The sequence below is a fragment of the Flavobacterium sp. JLP genome, from assembly GCF_015350755.1.
In the GTDB taxonomy this organism is placed as follows: Bacteria; Bacteroidota; Bacteroidia; order Flavobacteriales; family Flavobacteriaceae; genus Flavobacterium.
The window spans coordinates 849,181-869,220 of the sequence record NZ_JADKPS010000002.1; the positions used below are offsets into that span (position 1 = coordinate 849,181).

The 20,040-nt window shown below is 33.6% G+C and carries 19 protein-coding genes and 1 riboswitch; of the genes, 6 read left to right on the forward strand and 13 right to left on the reverse strand.

Going from position 1 to position 20,040, the window contains the following annotated elements; all coding sequences use genetic code 11:
- The first annotated feature begins 16 nt into the window (after positions 1-16).
- Positions 17-403 (forward strand): HIT family protein, encoded by a 387-nt coding sequence (locus IRZ83_RS09060; protein ID WP_194568217.1) that lies wholly within the window; start codon positions 17-19, stop codon positions 401-403.
- A gap of 58 nt (positions 404-461) precedes the next feature.
- Here IRZ83_RS09060 and IRZ83_RS09065 read toward each other — a convergent pair whose 3' ends face one another.
- Positions 462-1,616: a sensor histidine kinase gene (locus IRZ83_RS09065; RefSeq protein ID WP_029271928.1), complete on the reverse strand. Its 1,155-nt coding sequence runs from the start codon at positions 1,614-1,616 to the stop codon at positions 462-464.
- A gap of 157 nt (positions 1,617-1,773) precedes the next feature.
- Between IRZ83_RS09065 and IRZ83_RS09070 the strand changes: the two genes are divergently transcribed.
- The 4 genes from IRZ83_RS09070 to IRZ83_RS09085 all read left to right on the forward strand — a co-directional run bounded on the left by IRZ83_RS09070 (position 1,774) and on the right by IRZ83_RS09085 (position 4,750).
- Entirely contained in the window at positions 1,774-2,649 is an 876-nt protein-coding gene (locus IRZ83_RS09070; protein WP_029271929.1) for a flavin reductase family protein, read from the forward strand.
- 30 nt (positions 2,650-2,679) lie between these two features.
- Positions 2,680-3,051 (forward strand): DUF3127 domain-containing protein, encoded by a 372-nt coding sequence (locus IRZ83_RS09075; protein WP_029271930.1) that lies wholly within the window; start codon positions 2,680-2,682, stop codon positions 3,049-3,051.
- Positions 3,052-3,314: 263 nt separating this feature from the next.
- Positions 3,315-3,950, forward strand: coding sequence for a leucyl/phenylalanyl-tRNA--protein transferase (gene aat / locus IRZ83_RS09080; RefSeq protein ID WP_194568219.1), 636 nt, complete (start codon positions 3,315-3,317; stop codon positions 3,948-3,950).
- Between the two features lie 5 nt (positions 3,951-3,955).
- On the forward strand, positions 3,956-4,750 hold the full coding sequence (locus IRZ83_RS09085; protein ID WP_194568221.1) for an MOSC domain-containing protein: 795 nt from the start codon (positions 3,956-3,958) through the stop codon (positions 4,748-4,750).
- Here the strand turns inward: IRZ83_RS09085 and IRZ83_RS09090 are convergent.
- The 12 genes from IRZ83_RS09090 to IRZ83_RS09145 all read right to left on the reverse strand — a co-directional run bounded on the left by IRZ83_RS09090 (position 4,747) and on the right by IRZ83_RS09145 (position 17,655).
- Positions 4,747-5,457: a HesA/MoeB/ThiF family protein gene (locus IRZ83_RS09090; RefSeq protein WP_194568223.1), complete on the reverse strand. Its 711-nt coding sequence runs from the start codon at positions 5,455-5,457 to the stop codon at positions 4,747-4,749. The genes IRZ83_RS09085 and IRZ83_RS09090 overlap by 4 nt on opposite strands.
- Positions 5,458-5,590: 133 nt before the next feature.
- The gene (gene thiH, locus IRZ83_RS09095) at positions 5,591-6,703 is read right to left on the reverse strand and encodes a 2-iminoacetate synthase ThiH (RefSeq protein WP_194568225.1); all 1,113 of its coding nucleotides are present in this window, start codon (positions 6,701-6,703) and stop codon (positions 5,591-5,593) included.
- Positions 6,704-6,795: 92 nt separating this feature from the next.
- Positions 6,796-7,566, reverse strand: coding sequence for a thiazole synthase (locus IRZ83_RS09100; protein WP_410505340.1), 771 nt, complete (start codon positions 7,564-7,566; stop codon positions 6,796-6,798).
- Positions 7,553-8,191, reverse strand: coding sequence for a thiamine phosphate synthase (locus tag IRZ83_RS09105; RefSeq protein WP_194568227.1), 639 nt, complete (start codon positions 8,189-8,191; stop codon positions 7,553-7,555). Before IRZ83_RS09105 ends, IRZ83_RS09100 begins: the two co-directional genes overlap by 14 nt.
- On the reverse strand, positions 8,184-8,924 hold the full coding sequence (locus tag IRZ83_RS09110; protein ID WP_194568229.1) for a hydroxymethylpyrimidine/phosphomethylpyrimidine kinase: 741 nt from the start codon (positions 8,922-8,924) through the stop codon (positions 8,184-8,186). Before IRZ83_RS09110 ends, IRZ83_RS09105 begins: the two co-directional genes overlap by 8 nt.
- Positions 8,882-9,490, reverse strand: a complete 609-nt coding sequence (locus IRZ83_RS09115; RefSeq protein ID WP_194568231.1) for a thiamine phosphate synthase — start codon at positions 9,488-9,490, stop codon at positions 8,882-8,884. The genes IRZ83_RS09110 and IRZ83_RS09115 overlap by 43 nt, the downstream gene beginning before the upstream one ends.
- Before the next feature lie 104 nt (positions 9,491-9,594).
- Complete coding sequence (thiC, locus tag IRZ83_RS09120; RefSeq protein WP_194568233.1) at positions 9,595-11,418, reverse strand: phosphomethylpyrimidine synthase ThiC; 1,824 nt, start codon at positions 11,416-11,418, stop codon at positions 9,595-9,597.
- Between the two features lie 122 nt (positions 11,419-11,540).
- Positions 11,541-11,747: a sulfur carrier protein ThiS gene (thiS, locus tag IRZ83_RS09125; RefSeq protein WP_194568235.1), complete on the reverse strand. Its 207-nt coding sequence runs from the start codon at positions 11,745-11,747 to the stop codon at positions 11,541-11,543.
- 65 nt (positions 11,748-11,812) lie between these two features.
- Positions 11,813-11,909, reverse strand: a riboswitch (TPP riboswitch).
- Positions 11,910-11,999: 90 nt separating this feature from the next.
- Positions 12,000-12,563: a DNA-3-methyladenine glycosylase I gene (locus IRZ83_RS09130; protein WP_194568237.1), complete on the reverse strand. Its 564-nt coding sequence runs from the start codon at positions 12,561-12,563 to the stop codon at positions 12,000-12,002.
- Positions 12,563-13,240: a hypothetical protein gene (locus tag IRZ83_RS09135; protein WP_194568239.1), complete on the reverse strand. Its 678-nt coding sequence runs from the start codon at positions 13,238-13,240 to the stop codon at positions 12,563-12,565. Before IRZ83_RS09135 ends, IRZ83_RS09130 begins: the two co-directional genes overlap by 1 nt.
- Positions 13,241-13,255: 15 nt before the next feature.
- Positions 13,256-13,918: a queuosine precursor transporter gene (locus IRZ83_RS09140; RefSeq protein ID WP_194568241.1), complete on the reverse strand. Its 663-nt coding sequence runs from the start codon at positions 13,916-13,918 to the stop codon at positions 13,256-13,258.
- 56 nt (positions 13,919-13,974) lie between these two features.
- Positions 13,975-17,655, reverse strand: coding sequence for a TraB/GumN family protein (locus IRZ83_RS09145; protein ID WP_194568243.1), 3,681 nt, complete (start codon positions 17,653-17,655; stop codon positions 13,975-13,977).
- A 246-nt stretch (positions 17,656-17,901) separates the two neighbouring features.
- Between IRZ83_RS09145 and IRZ83_RS09150 the strand changes: the two genes are divergently transcribed.
- Positions 17,902-20,022 carry a M3 family metallopeptidase gene (locus IRZ83_RS09150; RefSeq protein ID WP_029271945.1) on the forward strand — a complete coding sequence of 707 codons (2,121 nt, stop codon included), beginning with the start codon at positions 17,902-17,904 and terminating at the stop codon, positions 20,020-20,022.
- The last annotated feature ends 18 nt before the right edge of the window (positions 20,023-20,040 follow it).

Consider the following 20,040-nt stretch of genomic DNA (forward strand, 5'->3'; position numbering starts at 1 on the left):
TCTAAATATCTAAGAAATGAGCATATTTACCAAAATAGTAAACGGAGAAATTCCTGCATATAAAATCGCCGAGGATGAAAATTATTTGGCTTTTTTAGATGTAAATCCAAACGCTAAAGGACACACGCTTTGTATCCCGAAACAAGAAATCGACAAGATTTTTGATATGGACGACGAGTTGTATTTAGGGTTGATGAAGTTTTCTAAGAAAATTGCAATTGCTTTAGAGAAAACAGTTACGTGCAAAAGAGTCGGAATGGCAGTTGTTGGATTAGAAGTTCCTCACGCACATGTGCATTTGATTCCATTAAACCATATGGATGAAATGCGTTTTCATAATAAAGTATCGCTTTCTAAAGAAGAATTTGAGGCTTTAGCAAAGAGTATTCAATCGAATTTGTAGAAGAATATTTGACTCTAGTCTTACATTTGAAATAAATAAAAAAGTGCAGTAAATTATTTTACTGCACTTTTTTATTTAGTGAAATCTGAAACGTAGTTCCTTTTCCAATTTCAGAATGTAAAACTTTAATTTTTCCGCTGTGGTATTCTTCGACTATTCTTTTTGTTAGAGAAAGTCCTAATCCCCAGCCTCGTTTTTTGGTGGTAAAACCGGGTTCAAAAATGGTTTTAAATTGTTTTTTTGGAATTCCAGTTCCAGAATCTTTAACATTTACTTTTACATGATGTGCATCTTGTTCAATTTGAAGGTCTAGAGTTCCCTTTCCTTTCATTGCATCAATAGCATTTTTTACTAAATTTTCGATTGTCCAGCTATGCAGCGTTGGGTTTATCATAGCGAAAACAGGTTCTTTTGGTGCATGATAAGAAAAAGCAACTTGTTTAGAAAAACGCGATTGCAAATATTCATAAGTGCTTAAAGTTTCAGAAACAACATCATGAGGTTCTAAAACCGGAACAGAACCAATTTTTGAAAAACGATCTGTTATAGTCTGTAATCGTTCAATATCTTTTTCAATTTCAGTCGTAATAGAAGCATCAATTTCTTCTGTTTTTAATATCTCTACCCAGCCAATTAATGATGAAAGCGGTGTACCAATCTGATGGGCGGTTTCTTTCGCCATTCCGGCCCAAAGTTTGTTCTGCGTAGCCATTTTGGTGCTTTTGTAGAAATTATAAATTAAGGCACTAAACAATACAATAATCAATAATAAAGCTACAGGATAATATTTAAGTTTGTTGAGCAATTCAGAATTTCCATAATATAATTTCTGAAATTTTCCGGGAGAATATTCGATAACAATCGGCTCATTTTCACCTTTTAAATTATTTAAAAAAGAAAGCGATTTTTTTTCATCTTCCAGAATTTTTTCCGGGACATTAACAGAACTTATGATCTTGTCGCCGTACATCGTTAACATTACCGGAACTGAATGGTTGTTGTTTAATATCTCAAGAGGTAAATCCAAGTCGGTATTTTCATTTGCACTGACTAATGTTTTTTGTGCATGAGCCACAAGATTCATTTTTATACGTTCTTCATTTTTGAAAATTTGAAAAAAAGTATAAGTATTCCACAGAATCAAGGATATGATTAAAAATGAAATAAAAATAATAATCCAACGGGTTGTATTTCTACTTTCAGAAAAACGCATAAATTAATTTTTGAGGTATAAATATAACGAAATAAACACATTTTATATTTTGTTCTTCGTTAAAGATTTTTGTTTTTATGTCCTAAAGTATTTCTTTTGATTAAACGATTTCTCTACTTTTGTAATTACCGAAATGAGATCGGTTAAAATCAAAAATATGATTAGCATCAATCCAAAAGAAATACCCACGGCAAAATTACACGGTTATTTACAAAGTGCTGTAGGGCCTAGGCCTATTGCATTTGCAAGCACAATCAGTGCAAAAGGAATTCCGAATTTATCGCCATTCAGTTTTTTTAATGTGTTCAGTGCCAATCCTCCAATTTTGGTTTTTTCACCGGCAAGACGCGTGCGCGACAATACGATTAAACACACTTTAATTAATGTTGAAGCAACTCGCGAAGTGGTAATAAATGTGGTTAATTATGATTTGGTACAGCAAACCTCATTAGCCAGTACAGAATATGGCGAAGGAGTAAACGAATTTATCAAAGCCGGATTAACACAAATTCCGTCAGATCTTGTAAAACCATATCGCGTTAAAGAATCTCCGGTGCAGTTTGAGTGCAAAGTCACGCAGATTATTCCGTTAGGTACAGAAGGCGGAGCTGGAAATTTGATTTTGTGTGAAGTGGTAAAAATGCATATTCACGAATCAGTTTTAGATGAAAATGGAGCAATCGATCAGCATAAAATAGATTTGGTTTCGAGATTGGGAAAAGATTGGTATTCAAGATCGAATCAAGGACTTTTTGAAGTGCCAAAACCGATTACAACTTTAGGTGTTGGAGTAGACGCGATTCCGAATTTTATTAAGGAAAGTACCGTTTTTAATGGAAATGATCTCGGAAAGTTAGGAAATATTGAAGCCTTGCCTACAACGGAAGAAGTTAGTATATTTGTGAAAGAAAATTTTTCTGTGAAAGGAGTTTTAAGTTCAGACGATCAGGAAAAAATTCATTTAGAAGCCAAAAAATACCTGAATAATGATGATATTTCATCAGCATGGAAAGTGCTTTTAGCCAAAAAATAAGAATAGAAACAATAATTAATATAGACGAAGATGGAAGTTACAGGAAAAGTAAAAGTGGTTAACCCAGAGCAACAAGTTAGTGCTGCATTCAAAAAAAGAGAATTGGTTGTTACTACAGACGAGCAATATCCTCAACATATTTTGATTGAATTTACTCAAGATAAATGTGATTTATTGAGCAGCTACAAACAAGGTGAAGCGGTAAAAGTTTCTATCAATTTAAGAGGAAGAGAATGGGTTAATCCACAAGGAGAAACTAGATATTTCAATAGTATTCAAGGTTGGAGAATCGAAAGATTAGCACCAGAAGGTCCTAGTCAAACGCCTCCAATGCCTGCGGCAGAAGCTTTTGCTCCAGCAACAAACGTAAATGAAGACGAACCAGACGATTTGCCTTTCTAAAAGTTTAAATTTCAAAAAATAAATTCCAAATTCCAATTCATAAAATATGCAATTGGAGTTTGGAATTTTGTTTTACTCGTAGTTTATGTCATTTCAACCGAAGGGAGAAATCGCACACGGACCTTATTAAAGAATATCGACAGTTATTGTAGAGCAACTAGTGCGATTTCTCCCTTCGGTCGAAATGACAAGATTGCGGATAATAGGTCTCCATAAAGCGTTTGGAATTTGGAATTTTAAAAAATACATTATTTTAAAAAAGCATGCATTACATATTCGAAGATTTATTTTTTCCTCCCGTTTCAGAAGCCGATGAAGAAGGTATTCTGGCCATTGGCGGTGACTTAAATCCAGAACGTTTAAAGCTGGCTTATAAAAGCGGTATTTTTCCTTGGTTTAATGAAGGAGAACCGATTCTTTGGTGGTCGCCTGATCCTAGAATGGTTTTGTTTCTGGATGAACTGATTGTGTCTAAAAGCATGCGTAATATTTTGAACCGAAATCAATTTAAGGTTACTTTTAATAAAAATTTTAAAGACGTAATTTCGAATTGTCAAAAAATAAAACGTGACGGTCAAGACGGAACCTGGATTTCTAATGCAATGATCGATGCCTATTGTAAATTAAACGACGAAGGAATCGCAAAATCTGTTGAGGTTTGGCAGGATGATATTTTAGTAGGCGGTTTGTATGGAATTGACTTAGGCGATGTTTTTTGTGGAGAAAGTATGTTTTCTAAAGTTTCAAATGCTTCAAAAACAGCTTTTATAGCTTTAGTAAATTATTTAAGAGAAGGAAATTATAAGCTTTTAGATTGCCAAGTTTATAATCCACATTTAGAGAGTTTAGGCTGTCGCGAAATTGATCGTGAAGAATTTATGTCTATTTTAAAAAGTTAATAAAAATGAGTACAGTTCATGTTGTAAAAGAAATTTACATTTATCCAATAAAAAGTCTGGCAGGTATTAGTTGTCAAACGGCACTTGCAGAAGAAATGGGCTTCGAAAACGATAGACGCTGGATGTTGCTAGGTGCTGAAAATAAGATGATTACGCAGAGAGAACATCGACTTATGAGTCAGTTTTATCCGCAGATTTCAGATGGGAAAATCAGCTTAATTTATAAAGATCATACACATGAATTTTTTATTGAGGAACATTTAGATTATAAAATTGAAACAGATGTCTGGGACGATATAAGTGAAGTTTTTGAGGTAAATAAAACAACTTCAAAATGGTTCAGCCAACACTTAGGTTTTGAATGTAAATTGGTCAAAATCACCAAAATTGGAGATCGCAAACATGAAAGTTCTACATTGAAAGAAACCTTCAACGTAAGTTTAGCTGATGGTTATCCGTATTTAGTTGTTGGAACGGAAAGTATGGATTTTTTAAATGAAAAATTAGCGGACAAAGTAACTGTTTTAAGATTTCGCCCAAACATCGTAGTAAGTACTCAAAATGCACACGAAGAAGATGATTATGATACGTTTAAAATTGGAGAAGTTCAATTTAAAAATATAAAACCCTGCGGAAGGTGTATTATGGTGAATAATGATCCTCAAAATGGGAAACTGAAAAAAGAACCGCTAAAAACGTTAAGCAAATATAGAGTCGTCGATAATTCTGTTTTATTCGGGACTAATGTTGTGAGTTTAAATTCGGGAATTATTAGTGTTGGCGATGCCGTTATTTTTTAGAAATTTAGTTTTGTAAAACTCCAGTTCACTGTATTAAAAAGCACTAATTCATTATTTAAAGTTGGTAATTCTAAAATTAATTTTAGAGTTTCATGCGCCATCATAGTTCCGATAATTCCGGGCAGTGTCCCTAATACGCCATTCAAATTACAATTCGGAACATCTTTTGGATCTGGCATTTCGGGAAATAAATCACGAAGATTTTTGCTTCCTTTATGATTGAAAACTGCAACCTGACCTTCGAATTTTAAAATACTTCCATAGATCAAAGGCTTGTTAAGTTGAACACAAGTATCGTTAACCAAATAACGTGTTGCGAAATTGTCAGAACCATCAACTATAATATCATATTGTTTGATAATTTGACTTGCATTTTCGATTGTCAACTTTTCGTTAATAGATTTAACTTCTATTAATGGATTTAACTTCGAAACAACTTCTTGAGCAACTATTGCTTTTTCTCTACCAATTTCATTTTCAGTATATAAAATCTGTCGGTGTAAATTGTGAATTTCGATAGTGTCAAAATCGATAATTCCAATAAAACCAACTCCGGCAGTAGCAATATATTGTAAAATTGGACAACCCAATCCGCCAGCACCAATCACCAGAACACGTGCTTTTTTTAGTTTTTCCTGACCTTCGTCTCCAATTTCCGGAAGTATGGTTTGTCTGTTGTAACGTAGAAATTCTTGTATAATGCTCATTTTTTTAATTGTGAATTGTGAATTGTGAATTGTGAATTGTGAATTGTGAATTGTGAATTGTAAAATGTTAAGTTCACAAACCTGAAACTTGAAACTTGAAACCTGAAACCTAAAACCTAAAACCTAAAACGTTTCAACTATAAACTTTATCCCAATCCTTCCAAACGGGTTCGTAACCTTTCATTTTTATGATTTTTGAGATTTCTTCTGCAGAACGTTCATCACTGATTTCGAATTGTTCCAAAGACTGCGGATCAACCACATAACCGCCGGGATTTGTTTTCGAACCAGCGCTCATACTCGTTACGCCAATCGGAATTATATTGTTTCTGAATTTCTCGTTTTCCCGTGTTGAAATCGAGATTTCGAGATCTTCATTCCACAAACGATACGCGCAAATGAGCTGTGTCAAATCTTTATCATCCATAATAAAATTGGGTTCGATAATTCCTTCGGCAGGGCGGAGACGCGGAAAAGAAACAGAATATTTAGTCTGCCAGTATTTTTTCTGAAGATAATCTAAATGCAAAGCATTAAAGAAACTATCCGTACGCCAATCTTCTAAACCTAATAAAACTCCCAAACCAATTTTATGGATTCCCGCAGTTCCTATTCGGTCTGGTGTTTCAAGTCTGAAATCGAAATTTGACTTTTTTCCTTTCGTATGGTATTTTTTGTAAACTTCCTTATGATACGTTTCCTGATAAACCAAAACAGAATAAACTCCAGCTTCATGCAAACGTTCGTAATCTTCTATAGAAAGTGGCTGGACTTCAACAGAAATAATCGAAAAATCTTTTCGAATTAGGTCAATTGCATTTAGGAAATAGTTAATATTTACGGTATAATTGGCTTCGCCTGTGACCAGTAAAACATGATCGAAGCCAGTTTTTTTTAAAGCTTCAACTTCAAGTTTTATTTCGGTATCAGAAAGTGTTTTTCTTTTGATTTTATTATCCAGACTAAATCCACAATAGGTACAAATGTTTTGGCATTCGTTGCTCAAATAAAGCGGTGCATACATTTGAATCGTTTTCCCGAAACGCTTTTTGGTGATTTCATGGCATTTTTGCGCCATTTCTTCTAAGTAATTTTGAGCTTCAGGTGAGATCAAAATCAAAAAATCATCTAGATTGTATTTGGTTTTTGCCAAAGTTCGCTCGACATCTTTTGATGTGGCTTTATATATTTTGGATTGAATTGTGTCCCAATTATATTGATCAAAAATAGATTTGAATGTGTTCATAGTTTTAACCGCAAAGCACGCGGAGATTTACGCAAGGTTCGCAAAGCTTTGCGTTCTTAGCGCTTTTCTTTGCGAACTTTGCGGTTAAATTTTCACTCATATAAAAACGAAGTCAAAGGACTAGAAGCAACAGCATAATTTTGTTGATTAGCAATTCGGGCTTCAAAAGCTTTTCGCCCTGCAATTACAGCTTCCCTAAAAGCCTCGGCCATTAATTTGGGGTTTCCTGCAACGGCAATCGCAGTATTCACCAGAACAGCATCAGCACCAATTTCCATTGCTTTTGCGGCGTCAGATGGAGCGCCGATTCCAGCATCTATAATAACCGGAACATTACTTTGTTCAATTATAATCTCTAAAAAATCAATTGTTTTTAGACCCTTGTTGCTTCCAATTGGCGACCCTAACGGCATTACTGCAGTTGTTCCTGCACTTTCTAAATGTTTGCATAAAACAGGATCAGCATGAATGTAAGGCAGAACAAAAAAGCCAAGTTTAGCCAATTCTTCCGTAGCTCTTAAAGTTTCGATAGGATCAGGCATAAGATATTTCGGATCAGGATGAATTTCGAGTTTTACCCAATTGGTTTCCAATGCCTCGCGCGCCAACTGCGCTGCAAAAACAGCTTCTTTGGTATTTCGCGCACCGGAAGTATTCGGTAATAAATTAATATTCGGATGTTTCAAATGCGATAAAATGGCATTTGTATCCGTTTCGAGATCGATGCGTTTTAAGGCAACTGTAACCAATTCACTTTCTGAAGCCAGAATCGCTTCTTCCATTTCCTGGTTCGAACCAAATTTTCCGGTTCCTAAAAACAAACGGGATTTAAAGCTTTTATCTCCAATATTAAACAATGACATTTGCATATAATTTTTCGTTTAGTTGTTGAATTAATTTTTCCTTTTCATCGCTTTCTGTAATAATTCCAGACACCGCAATTCCGTGAATTCCAGTTTCCATTAACGGATTTATATCTCGCAGTGTGATGCCTCCGATTGCATAAACAGGAACATCAATTTTATCTTTCTTCAGTTTTTGAAGAATATCAAAATATCCCGATAACCCTAAAATTGGACTTAGTTTTTCTTTTGTTGCTGTAAAACGAAAAGGCCCCAAACCAATATAATCACAACCGTTTTTGACATGATTTTGAATGTCTTCGAAAGTATTAGCAGTTCCTCCAATTATTTTTTCAGCACCTAAAATTGCTCTTGCTTCATCTATTTTAGTATCTGTTAATCCTAGATGAACGCCATCTGCTTCAATTTGCTGGGCGAGATGTAAATCATCATTTACAATAAATTTGACCTGATATTTGTCGCATAGAAGTTTTACAGCTTCTGCCAAAGTGAGCTTATTTTGAGTTGTTTGATTTTTAAATCGCATTTGTACCCACTCACATCCAGCATCAAAAGCTTGATGTATATTGCGTAATTGTTCTTCGATTGTTTCGCCTTGCGAAATGTATTGCAGTTTATTATACATAATGATATCCGATTAACGTTGAAGTTGAACTCAAATAATTTTCGATATATATTTTGGCATTTTTACAGGCTTCTATCATGGTTTGGTTTAATGCTAAATTGGATGCAATTGCAGAAGAAAGTACGCAGCCGGAGCCATGTTTTTCAAAGCATTTCTGATTTGAAGGAACCAATTCTAAAACTTCATCTTCTAGAAATAAAGTATCTGTACCTAATGCCTTTTTGTTATGTCCGCCTTTCAATAAAATACTTGTTGAGAAGCTGTTTTCTTTAGAACTAAAATTAGGAAACAGAATTTTGGCTTCATGATAATTCGGCGTAATCAAATCGATTTTGGATAAGATTTCGTTTAAGTTTGAATGATCCTCAATTGTCATAAATTCAAATTTTGTTGTTGATTTTAAAACTGGATCCCAAACGATTTTTGTTGAAGGAGAAAGTAGTTTTATAGTCGAAATAATTTGATTTAAGTCGTATAGAGAGGCTACAATTCCAATTTTGACAACAGCAATTTTATAATTAGAGAACAGCGTTTCGATAGACCGAATAACAAAATTCAAATTCGTCCATTCAATTTCATAAAACTTGTTTTCCGTCTGAATTGTATTCGCTGTCGGAATGGCAAAACCGGTTACTTTGTGCTGTTCAAAAGTTTTGATATCAGCCAAAATCCCAGCACCGCCAGACGGATCTAAACCTGCGATTGTAAGTACGAAAGGGCGATTTGCTGACATAATTTGAATTGTTTTACAGGATTTTCATTTTTCCAGATGCTTCCCAAAAGTGCAGCATCATCAAAACCATTTTGAAGCACTTTTTGAATATTTTGCGAATCAATGCCGCCTAAAGCGATGACTTTTGTTTTATAATTTGTTCGTGATTTTGTCTCTTCCAAAAGATCTGTTTTTGGATGGTAATTTTCTTTTGAAATACTTTTAAAAACTGGACTTAAAAACGCGTAATCAAAATCACTTTCTAATGAATTGAAATCTTTAATAGAATGTGTTGCTGTTGAATACCTACAAGGTTTTGAAAACCTTGCAGGAGAGTCATGAGTTTGATTTCTTTCTTTTTCAGAAAAATGAAATCGGTTAATTCCAAAATCTTCTGCCAATGCATGATGATTGTGCAAAACAATTCGATCTCTAAATTCTAGTTTTATTTGATGAATGAACTGCGCCATTTCCAATTCAGAAAAATCAGGTTTCCGAATATGAAGCAAAGACAATCCTTCCTCAAATAAAGAATTCACTATTTTGATTTCATGTGCAACAGGAAAAGGATTCGTAATTACAATCATATTTTTAAAGTATTAAGATTTGAGTATTAAGTATTAAGAAGTTTTAGAAGGAATAGGGTTGACTAAAAAATCTTAATACTTAATACAATAGTCTTGATTCTATCTTAAATATAAATCTCTTTCCCCTGTTCAATAAATTCCTCTGATTTCTCCTGCATTCCTTTTTCCGCGGCAGCGACATCTCTAATTTCCTGAGATATTTTCATAGAGCAGAATTTTGGTCCACACATCGAACAGAAATGAGCCACTTTTGCACCGTCTGCGGGAAGTGTTTCATCATGAAATTCTCTGGCCGTATCCGGATCTAAAGCCAAATTAAACTGATCTTCCCAGCGGAATTCAAAACGAGCTTTACTTAATGCATTATCACGATATTGTGCACCCGGATGTCCTTTTGCTAAATCTGCAGCGTGTGCTGAAATTTTATACGTGATTACACCATCTTTAACGTCTTTTTTATTTGGCAAGCCAAGATGTTCTTTTGGTGTCACATAACACAGCATAGCACAACCGTACCAGCCAATCATAGCGGCTCCAATTGCCGATGTGATATGATCGTAACCAGGTGCAATATCGGTTGTTAAAGGGCCTAAAGTATAAAATGGTGCTTCATGGCAATGTTCTAATTGTTTGTCCATGTTTTCCTTAATCATATGCATTGGTACGTGACCTGGACCTTCAATAAAAACTTGAACATCATGTTTCCATGCGATTTTGGTCAATTCGCCTAAAGTTTCCAATTCGGCAAACTGCGCAGCGTCGTTCGCATCAGCAATGGAACCTGGACGTAAACCATCGCCTAAAGAAAAAGCAACATCATATTGTTTCATGATTTCGCAGATTTCCTCAAAATGTGTGTACAAGAAGTTTTCTTTATGATGAAATAAACACCATTTTGCCATAATCGAACCACCGCGTGAAACGATTCCGGTAACTCGATTGGCGGTTAAATGAATGTAACGAAGTAAGACTCCGGCGTGAATGGTAAAATAGGAAACGCCTTGTTCTGCCTGTTCAATTAAAGTATCACGGAAAATTTCCCAAGTTAAATCTTCGGCAACTCCTTTTACTTTTTCCAATGCCTGATAAATCGGAACGGTACCAATTGGAACAGGCGAATTTCGAATAATCCATTCTCTGGTTTCGTGAATGTTTTTTCCTGTTGATAAATCCATTATGGTGTCAGCGCCCCATCGACAAGCCCAAACGGCTTTTTCAACTTCTTCTTCAATACTTGAAGTCACGGCACTGTTCCCGATATTGGCATTGATTTTTACTAAGAAATTTCGACCCACAATCATTGGTTCGCTTTCTGGATGATTGATGTTGTTCGGAATTATGGCTCTTCCACATGCAACTTCAGATCGCACAAATTCTGGAGTAATTTTGCTTTTTGGCGTGTTGGCTCCAAAACTGTGACCGCTGTGCTGGCATTGCATGGCTTTGGTTTGTTCATTCAAAAGTTCAATTCGCTGGTTTTCACGAATCGCGATGTATTCCATTTCTGGAGTAATAATTCCTTGTTTAGCGTAATATAATTGCGTGACATTTGCACCTTTTTTAGCTCTTTTTGGCTGATGTAAATATTCAAATCGAAGATGATTCAGGCTTTCATCTTTCAATCGGCTCTGACCGTAATCAGATGTTATTTTGCTTAAAATTTCAACATCATTTCGCTCGAGAATCCAACTTTCGCGTAAGCGTGGCAATCCTTTTCTAATGTCAATTTCAATATTAGGATCAGTATAAGGACCAGAAGTATCATAAACTGTTACGGGAGGATTTTTTTCAATTCCGCCGTTAGAAAGTTTGGTGTCACTCAAAGCAATTTCGCGCATTGCTACTTTTATGGGATGAATTTCTCCGTTTATATAAACTTTTGTAGAATTTGGAAACGGGGTTCTAGATATTTGTTCTTCTGTAGTCATGAGTTTTTTTGTTTCAGGTTTCAAGTTTCAGGTTGATGTAGATTGTGTGTGTAGAGGCGCACTGCAGTGCGTCTACGTCCAGTATTACTTGGAATTTGGGTTTTTAAAATTGAAATTTATTTCTAACCTCCCTGCGTGGCAGAAATAATTAAGATTTCGTCAGTTTCTTGTACGAGGAATTCGTTCCATTTGGTTTTTGGAACAACGGTGTTGTTAATAGCAACGGCGATTCCATTTTGTTTGTGCGGAATTTCGAGATCGAGCAATGATTGAACGCTTAGCGATTCAGCATTGAAATGTTTAATTTGTTGGTTGATTTTTAGTTCCATTCCCTTTGAATTTAGTATACAGTTATACTTTAGGAATGGCTACAAGAACGCATAAAAATGCGCGCAGAAGTCATCTTACTTTTCCCTACGCTAGTATGAACTAGATCAGGTTCAGAGGGTAAAATCTCAGCCTACAAGTTGTAGACACCCCTAAAGTGTGAAGCAAATATAGGTAATTTTTGTTTAAGAGTTTCAGGTTTTAAGTTTCAGGTTAAAAAAAAACTGAAAACTGCCACTGAAAACTGCGACTGATTACTGAGTTCTTGTCCAGCAATCTTCGGCGTGATCATTGACCATTCCAGTGGCTTGCATGTGTGCGTATATGACAGTTGAACCGACAAATTTAAAACCTCTTTTTTTTAAATCTTTACTAATTTCATCAGAAAGCGGTGTGGTTGCCGGAACGTCTTTTGAAGTTTTGGGGGTGTTTATTATGGGTTTTCCGTTAGTAAATTTCCAGATGTAATCAGAAAAGGTTCCAAATTCTTCCTGAATTTTCATAAACGCCTGAGCATTTGAAACGGCAGCCTTAATTTTAAGTTTGTTGCGAATGATTCCGGTATTCTGCATTAATTCTTCAATTTTATCTTCAGAATAATTTGCAATTTTTTTATAGTCGAAATGATCAAAGGCAGTTCTGAAATTTTCTCTTTTGTTTAAAATTGTAATCCAGCTTAATCCAGCCTGAAAAGTTTCTAAAATTAAAAATTCAAATAGAGTAGGGTCGTCATAAACAGGAACGCCCCATTCTTCATCATGGTATTTTTTATATAAATCGCTGGAGGTACACCAGCCGCATCGTATTAAATTGTCCATCATTTTCCAATTTGCCAGCTGTAGCCCTTAACACTCGGAATATAAGCAGAACGGCCAACTATAATTAAATTATTATAGATTTTTTTGTCATATTTAATGCCAATTGCAGTGCCAGAAGTATATAATTTATTGGCTTTGAAAGTGATTTTCATAAAGCCGTCTTTGAATTTTGCATCAGATAATTTCTCTACAAGCCAAGTCGAATGCCATTTTACAGCAATTTCGTCTTCTGCAGTTTTTGTAATGCTTTTTACCAATTTAACTGCTTCTTCAGGAATTTCGAAGTTTTGAGTTAATTGCTTTTGAGTTAAAGTCTGACCTACTTTACTGCCATACAATATTTTACGCAAATTGACAAAAGTCATTAAAGTTTTGTTTGCCTCTTTGCTTACATCTAATTTTTGATGTTCTGTTGTAACCTGCGGACTTTGAATTTGAGGTTTGATGTCAATTTCTTCCTTAACTGCGAAAATAGATTTTTTATCTGTTTTAGATTTTTTTCTAAGATTTTGAGTAATCGCAACAGTGTCTATGGATGCTGTTTTTGTTATTTTTTCAGAAATGGGTTTTATTGTACTGACACGCAATACCTTTTTTTTAGGTGGTTTTTTCTCGTCGCTGCCACAGCTAAAAAAGATAGAGGTTATTGAGAGCAATATAATAATGCTGTTTTTCATCTAAACAAGATAAGATTAATTTTCGTTAGGAGGATCTTCTTCTAAATATTTTTTGATCAAATGATGTCCTGCGTAAATCAACGGCGTTAATAAAACCGCTATAGATAATTTAAAAGTATAACCAATCAATGCTGAAGAAAGAAAGGTGTCAAAATCAATTTTTCCAGGGAGCCAGAACGCAACTCCAAGGACAATAAAAGAGTCAAATAATTGTGAAATCACGGTTGATCCGGTCGTTCTAAGCCATATTTTTTTGTCTCCCGTTTTGTTTTTAAAGAACCAAAAAATGCTCACATCAATAAGCTGCGAAATCATAAATGCAATTATACTTCCGACGATAATCCACATACTTTGTCCAAAAACAGCTTGAAATTGTTCGTCATTTACAGGACTTATTCCTTTTGCTGCGGGAATTGCTATTGCCATAAAAAGTATGATAAAAGCGTATGCAATTAAACATGCAGTAATAAATGAAAGTTTTCTAACACCTTTTTCTCCAAAATATTCATTAATTAAATCGGTTGTTAAAAAAACTACTGGCCAAGGCAAAATTCCGATACTCATTACAAATGGCCCAATCTGAATAAGCTTTCCGCCAATAAGTTCTGCTACAACCGCATTTGTAATAAAGATACCTGCCAGAATTACAAAAACAATTTCTTTTTTGGTTTTAAACATAAATAGTAACTATAGTTTCGTTTTCTTCAAAGTTAAATATTTTACTTAAAATAAATTTAATATTCTTCATCAATAACGATTTCATCATCTGCTTTTTCTTTTTCAAAACTTGCTCTCAGATGTTCTCCATTCAAAAATTCACTTACAATCAAATTGTATTTCTTTTCTAAATCTTCATCTTCATTGATCATCTTTATATCTATTACATTAAAAGCCAGCGGATTTATTTTGCCATTTTCAGTTATAAAACCAATGGTATAAAGTTGGTTTTTACTATCGCTAATTTCTTTTGTTTTCTTTTTTATTTTATAAAAGTAAAGTGAAATATCATGTCCGTTTTTTTGAACAATTTTCTTTTTCAGTAAAGTAATAGAATCTTTTTTAGTAAGAAATTGAAAATTTATTGCGGCTGCTTTTGCAATTTCATCGTCATTAAATGTGATAAATTCTTTTTTATTCTGATTTAAAAGCAGATTTATAGTTGCAAATTGTGTTTGAGGATCATTCAAAAATTCATTTATTTCTGATGATGTCAATTGGTTGTGTGTAATTCCTAATCTTGCCAATTCGATATTCAGCTCTAAAATATCAAGGTTTTTTATTTTTCTTAAAACTTCTTTTACGGCATTATCATCATCAAAATTATACAGCAATGTGGTGTAATTAATTAAATCTGATACAGATTCTCCACTATCCATATAAGTGGCCATGGTTTCTTCGTCGTTTTCAATTTCTTCGTTTGCTTTATTTTTTTGATTCCAGCTTAGAACTCTTTTGTATTCCAGTTTAGCGTTTGTCAGAATTATTTTTTTAAAAACTTTTAATTTTTTAGCAGAGATTAATTTTTGTTCTAATAGCGAATTGCAAAAATTAAGAATAGGTTTGTGAAATTCTTTAATGCTGTAATATTGAAAAATTTCAGGAAACAATTCTTTGCTGTTTTCAGCATCTTTTTCAAAAGCAAAAAACAGCATTGTTATTTCATACTGATTATCTGAAATAGGGAGATCATAATCTAATAATTCATTTATTTTTTTATACGCAGTTTTTGATTTTTGATTTGAAAGTGCTTTTAAGATACTTATTTGAACCTCTGTTTTAATAAATTCTTTTTTATAATAATTTTCTAAAAACGGAATCACTCTTTCATCCTTCATTTCTCCTATTTTTTCTAAAAGAGAACTTATCGCAACCGTTTCGTTTTCTTTAAAATTAAAAGTGTTTATGAAGTTCGTAACGATTTCAAAATCATTAGCTGTAAAATCAAGATTATTGATAGATTTTAAGGCAGAATAACGAATTGTATCGCTTTTGCTGGTTGCATCTTCAATAAACAGTTTGATTTTATCTTCAGAAATGTCTGTGTTTTTGTTTGAAGCCAAAGCCAAAGAATTAAAGGCTTTTTCAATAAAAGCATCTTCGTTTTTATAGTTTTTTTCAACCAATGTACTCAATACATAATATGCATTGTTTTTATATAAAACTTTGTATTTAACAGCTTGAGTTGCATTTGGTTTAGAAACTGTTGCATCTATGGTGTAGCTGTTGTTTTCTTTGTTGAAAGTGGTGTTTTCATTTAAAAATTCATAACTGTTTTTTTTGTCAGACATTATTTCATACCAAAGCGATTCTGAAAACCCTTTTTTCGAATACAATTGTGCATTGTATAAAGAAGTCGAAGAACCCATATCAAAATCCTCTTCTTCATATCTATTGGCTGTAAAATCTTCGCTGACTTGTTTTAAAAATTCTTTTTTCAGTTTAGTTTCGATAGAATCAATAGGCAAGTTGCGTTCATATTTAGGGTATTTATAATATTCTAAACTAATTTTTCGTGCTGTTTCAGAATTGAAAGGCTGATATTTACTGTTAGCAATAAAAGCATTTTTAGATTGATATTCCTTTGATTTTAAGTTTAAAAATAGATTTTCATTTCCCTTTTCAGGAATATCTATTTTATAGTTAGCAATAGAATCTGTAAAAGTTCTCGATTTAGATCTGTAATTAAGAGGAATAGTTAAAAATGATTTAAAATATCGATTAGTGTTTGCTTCAGAGGCATTTACAGTTCCAAGCAAATAGTATTTATTGCCGGCGATGATTGTTTTTAATTTCATATTTCGGTCTCCAATTTTAGAAGAAGAAATAAAAGAATTTTCGGTTTTATTATATTGAGTGGCAGTCGAATCTTGGTCTTGCTGTAAGTAAAATTGATAATGAATTTGTTTTTGTTCGTATTCTGAGTTTTCAAGCGTTTGAGTGTCGTTCAGCGTTTTTTCTCTTAAAAAATAATAACTTTTCTCTTGATTATCATAAGCTTGAATGTCAATATTAGTTCCTTTTTCGGCACTATTTCCAAAGACAAGGTTGAAAGATGGAATTTCAACTTCAAAACCTCCCTTTATAGGTTTTACTTTCTCCCAGTCATTTTTAAAAGGTTTTATTTTAATGTTTTCAAAAACTTCATTTTCATATTGGCGCACATAATTTGCCGGGCCCGTCATCGCTATCGAAATGATTTCTAGTGGCGTAATATAAAATTTAGAATGTTGGCTGTTTCCCGTTTTTGTAATGTTTTTTATATCATAACCTGAATAATTGGCTTGTTCAAAGTATTTTTTTTCGATGATATCACCGGCAATCTTTTCAAAAAATAAACTGTCTAATGATTTAGCATTATAAGTAATATCTTTTGTTTTTAAGAAAAAGTTTAGCGGCATTCTTTTAATTGTAATGGCGCCTCCATTGGTGAAATCGGGCGATCCTAAACTTTCATTTTCTTCAATTGTTGTTTTGTACAAGGGCAGTTGCAGCATTTTATCTTTAGTCGATGTAACATTGAAATTAGGATTTGGGAAATAAGACTCTATTGTTTTTTTCTGATTTTTTCCGTTTTCTGTAAAGGTGTCAATTATGGGTTTAACCGTATATCCTTTTTGTCTCAAAAGTTCAATGATTCCTTCATTTCCGCCAAGATGCGCTGCTCCAACAGCCGAAAATAAGCTTCCGGTTTTGGCAATAGAATCAATACTTTTTGCCATTATTTTATTGCGGTTTACAATAAGTGCATCGTGAGCTTTTTTAGAAAACATTAATTTATAGATAGAATCAAGCATGACAATATCTTTTTCTCTGTAATATTCTTTAAGAACTTCCGTCGGATTTCTGTTCTTCAAAATTTTCATCAGCGGCACTTTGTTTTCGTCTTTTGGTTTTGCATCATCATCCATAATGTTGAGTATGGAAAGCATCGATTCTTTAGCATTTTCTAGTCCGGCAATTTTCTTTTTGTATTTTTTTCCGGTTTGAAATATAAACATGTCCAGAACAGTATTTTCTTGAAAATCGGCTTGATCTCCTTCAGCTCCAGACAACATATTTCTAAAATACTTAGCATTGTCATTATTGAAAATAGTTTTGATATTTTCTTTGGTTGTTGGAAATAAGTAGAACTCTGTATAAAACTTTGGGTAATTTTTATAATCATTATTTTTCATCAAATCATTCAATTCTCCCCAGGTTTCAGGATTACTTTCATTAGCCACAATATCTGATCCAAGCAGGTTTTTAAAGAATGAATCTGATAAATGAAAAGAGACTTTTTCATTAACATGCATGGTTCCGTACAAGTAAGAATTTTTGGCTAAACCGTTTCCAGATATTTCCCAAAATAAGCTTTTGTTTTGTGCATGAATGAATGAAGTGATTAATAATGAGATATAAAGTAATTTTTTCAAGAGAGAAATTTTAATGGTTTTGGTAAACAAATATAGAATAGATTGATATCATTTCGTTTATGAATTTAAATTTTCTGTGTTTTATTATAAAGGATTTTCTTAAAAAAGAAGAAGAACCTTTTAAATATTATGATGCAGTTTCTGTTTCTGTTTTTTTATGATTAGCAGATTTGCTTTTGATTCGTAATTTTTCGGTACTTTTGGAAGTAAGAACAAGTTCTATTATTTAAAATCAAATTAATGAGAATGAAAAAATTAATGTCAATTTTTATCATGGGTACAACCTTTTTTGCGGCCAACGCACAATCCAATTCTGATAATCCTCTGCTTAAAAAATGGACAGGTCCTTACGGAGGAGTTCCTGCTTTTAATGAGTATAAAGTTTCAGATTTTAAACCTGCAATTGAGTTTGCTATTCAGGAAAAACTAAACGAAATCGATGCTATTGCTAATAATCCGAAAGCACCAACTTTTGATAATACTATTGCAGCTTTAGAACGTTCTGGAGAAACTATGGAGCGAGTTTCTACTGTTTATGGAATCTACAGATCAAATTTAAGCAGTCCCGAATTTAGTGCTATTGACAGAGAAATGTCGCCTAAATTTTCTGAGTTTAGTGATAAAATTAATCAGAATAAAAAATTATTTACAAGAGTTGAAACACTTTACAATTCTAAGGAAAGTAAAAAATTAACAAGTGAACAACAGCGCTTAATCTGGTTATATTATACGAATCTTGTTCGTCAGGGAGCAAAATTAAACGATCAGGATAAAGAGAAAGTAGCAGCTGTAAATAAGGAGCTAGCAACACTTTTTACTCGTTTTAGCCAAAATTTATTAGCCGAAGAGCAAAATCAATATGTAGCACTAAAAACAGAAGCTGATTTTGATGGTTTGCCAAATGAAGTTAAAAATGCCGCTATAGCTGAAGCCAAACAAAGAAAAATTGATGCGTTAGGATGTATCGCAAACACGCGTTCTTCAATTGAGCCGTTTTTAACTTTTTCTACTCGCAGAGATTTAAGAGAAAAAGCATTCGATATTTTCGTAAAAAGAGGAGATAACGGAAACGCTAACGATAATAATGCAACTTTGGTTTCTATTTTAGAATTAAGAACTCAAAAAGCAAAATTACTTGGTTTCCCGACTTTTGCTCACTGGAGTTTATCAAATAAAATGGCAAAAGATCCTCAAAAAACATTGGATTTGATGATGTCGGTTTGGGAGCCTGCAGTAGAAAAAGTACATGAAGATGTTGCTGAAATGCAAAAGATTGTAGATGCTGAAGGAGGAAAATTTAAAATCCAGCCTTGGGATTATCGTTATTATGCTGAAAAAGTTAGAAAAGCAAAATACGATTTAGATCAAAATGAGGTTAAGCCTTATTTGCAGTTAGAAAACTTACGTGAAGGAATGTTTTGGGTTGCCGGTGAATTATTCAATTTAAGTTTCAAACAAATTACTGATGTGCCGGTTTATCACCCAGATGTTCGTGTTTGGGAAGTAAGCAATAAAGTTACAGGAAAAACAGTTGGTTTATGGTATTTTGATCCTTATGCGCGTGCAGGGAAACGTTCTGGCGCTTGGATGAATGCGTATCGTAATCAGCAAAAATTAGATGGGGATGTACTTACAATTGTATCGAATAACTGTAATTTTATAAAAGGAACTGCAAACGAACCAATTTTAATTTCTTGGGAAGATGCATCAACTTTATTTCATGAATTCGGACATGCGCTTCACGGCTTATGCTCAAATGTTACATATCCAAGTTTAGCAGGAACATCCGTAGCTAGAGATTATGTTGAGTTTCCATCTCAATTGTTAGAGCACTGGCTTGCAACTCCAGAAGTACTAAACAAATTTGCTTTACATTATAAAACAGGTCAGCCATTGCCTAAGGCTTTAGTAGACAGAATTGAAAGAGCAGCTAATTTTGGTGAAGGCTTTTCTACTGTAGAGACAATTTCAAGCTCTTTAGTAGATATGAAACTGCATTTGGCTACAACAACTATTGATCCTCATAAATTTGAAAAAGAAACGTTAGATGCGCTTCATATGCCGTCTGAAATTGTAATGCGTCACCGTATTCCACAATTTGGGCATATTTTTTCAGGGGATGGATATTCAGCAGGATATTATAGTTATTTATGGGCAGACGTTATCAATGCAGATGCTTGGGAAGCTTTTACAGAAGGAAAAGGCCCTTATGACAAAGCAGTCGCAAAAAGACTTTATGATAGTGTATTTAGTGTAGGAAATACTATTGATCAAGAAAAAGCATACGAAAACTTTAGAGGAAGAGCTCCTAAGTCTGATGCTTTAATGCGTGCAAGAAATTTTCCAATCGTAGAGAAGAAAAAATAAGAACTAGAATAGCTTAAA

Coding starts and splice junctions, on each gene's coding strand:
- IRZ83_RS09060 (WP_194568217.1), top strand. CDS start 17: ATGAGCATATTTACCAAAATAGTAAACGGAGAAATTCCTGCATATAAA.
- IRZ83_RS09065 (WP_029271928.1), bottom strand. CDS start 1,616: ATGCGTTTTTCTGAAAGTAGAAATACAACCCGTTGGATTATTATTTTT.
- IRZ83_RS09070 (WP_029271929.1), top strand. CDS start 1,774: ATGATTAGCATCAATCCAAAAGAAATACCCACGGCAAAATTACACGGT.
- IRZ83_RS09075 (WP_029271930.1), top strand. CDS start 2,680: ATGGAAGTTACAGGAAAAGTAAAAGTGGTTAACCCAGAGCAACAAGTT.
- aat (WP_194568219.1), top strand. CDS start 3,315: ATGCATTACATATTCGAAGATTTATTTTTTCCTCCCGTTTCAGAAGCC.
- IRZ83_RS09085 (WP_194568221.1), top strand. CDS start 3,956: ATGAGTACAGTTCATGTTGTAAAAGAAATTTACATTTATCCAATAAAA.
- IRZ83_RS09090 (WP_194568223.1), bottom strand. CDS start 5,457: ATGAGCATTATACAAGAATTTCTACGTTACAACAGACAAACCATACTT.
- thiH (WP_194568225.1), bottom strand. CDS start 6,703: ATGAACACATTCAAATCTATTTTTGATCAATATAATTGGGACACAATT.
- IRZ83_RS09100 (WP_410505340.1), bottom strand. CDS start 7,566: ATGTCATTGTTTAATATTGGAGATAAAAGCTTTAAATCCCGTTTGTTT.
- IRZ83_RS09105 (WP_194568227.1), bottom strand. CDS start 8,191: ATGTATAATAAACTGCAATACATTTCGCAAGGCGAAACAATCGAAGAA.
- IRZ83_RS09110 (WP_194568229.1), bottom strand. CDS start 8,924: ATGTCAGCAAATCGCCCTTTCGTACTTACAATCGCAGGTTTAGATCCG.
- IRZ83_RS09115 (WP_194568231.1), bottom strand. CDS start 9,490: ATGATTGTAATTACGAATCCTTTTCCTGTTGCACATGAAATCAAAATA.
- thiC (WP_194568233.1), bottom strand. CDS start 11,418: ATGACTACAGAAGAACAAATATCTAGAACCCCGTTTCCAAATTCTACA.
- thiS (WP_194568235.1), bottom strand. CDS start 11,747: ATGGAACTAAAAATCAACCAACAAATTAAACATTTCAATGCTGAATCG.
- IRZ83_RS09130 (WP_194568237.1), bottom strand. CDS start 12,563: ATGGACAATTTAATACGATGCGGCTGGTGTACCTCCAGCGATTTATAT.
- IRZ83_RS09135 (WP_194568239.1), bottom strand. CDS start 13,240: ATGAAAAACAGCATTATTATATTGCTCTCAATAACCTCTATCTTTTTT.
- IRZ83_RS09140 (WP_194568241.1), bottom strand. CDS start 13,918: ATGTTTAAAACCAAAAAAGAAATTGTTTTTGTAATTCTGGCAGGTATC.
- IRZ83_RS09150 (WP_029271945.1), top strand. CDS start 17,902: ATGAAAAAATTAATGTCAATTTTTATCATGGGTACAACCTTTTTTGCG.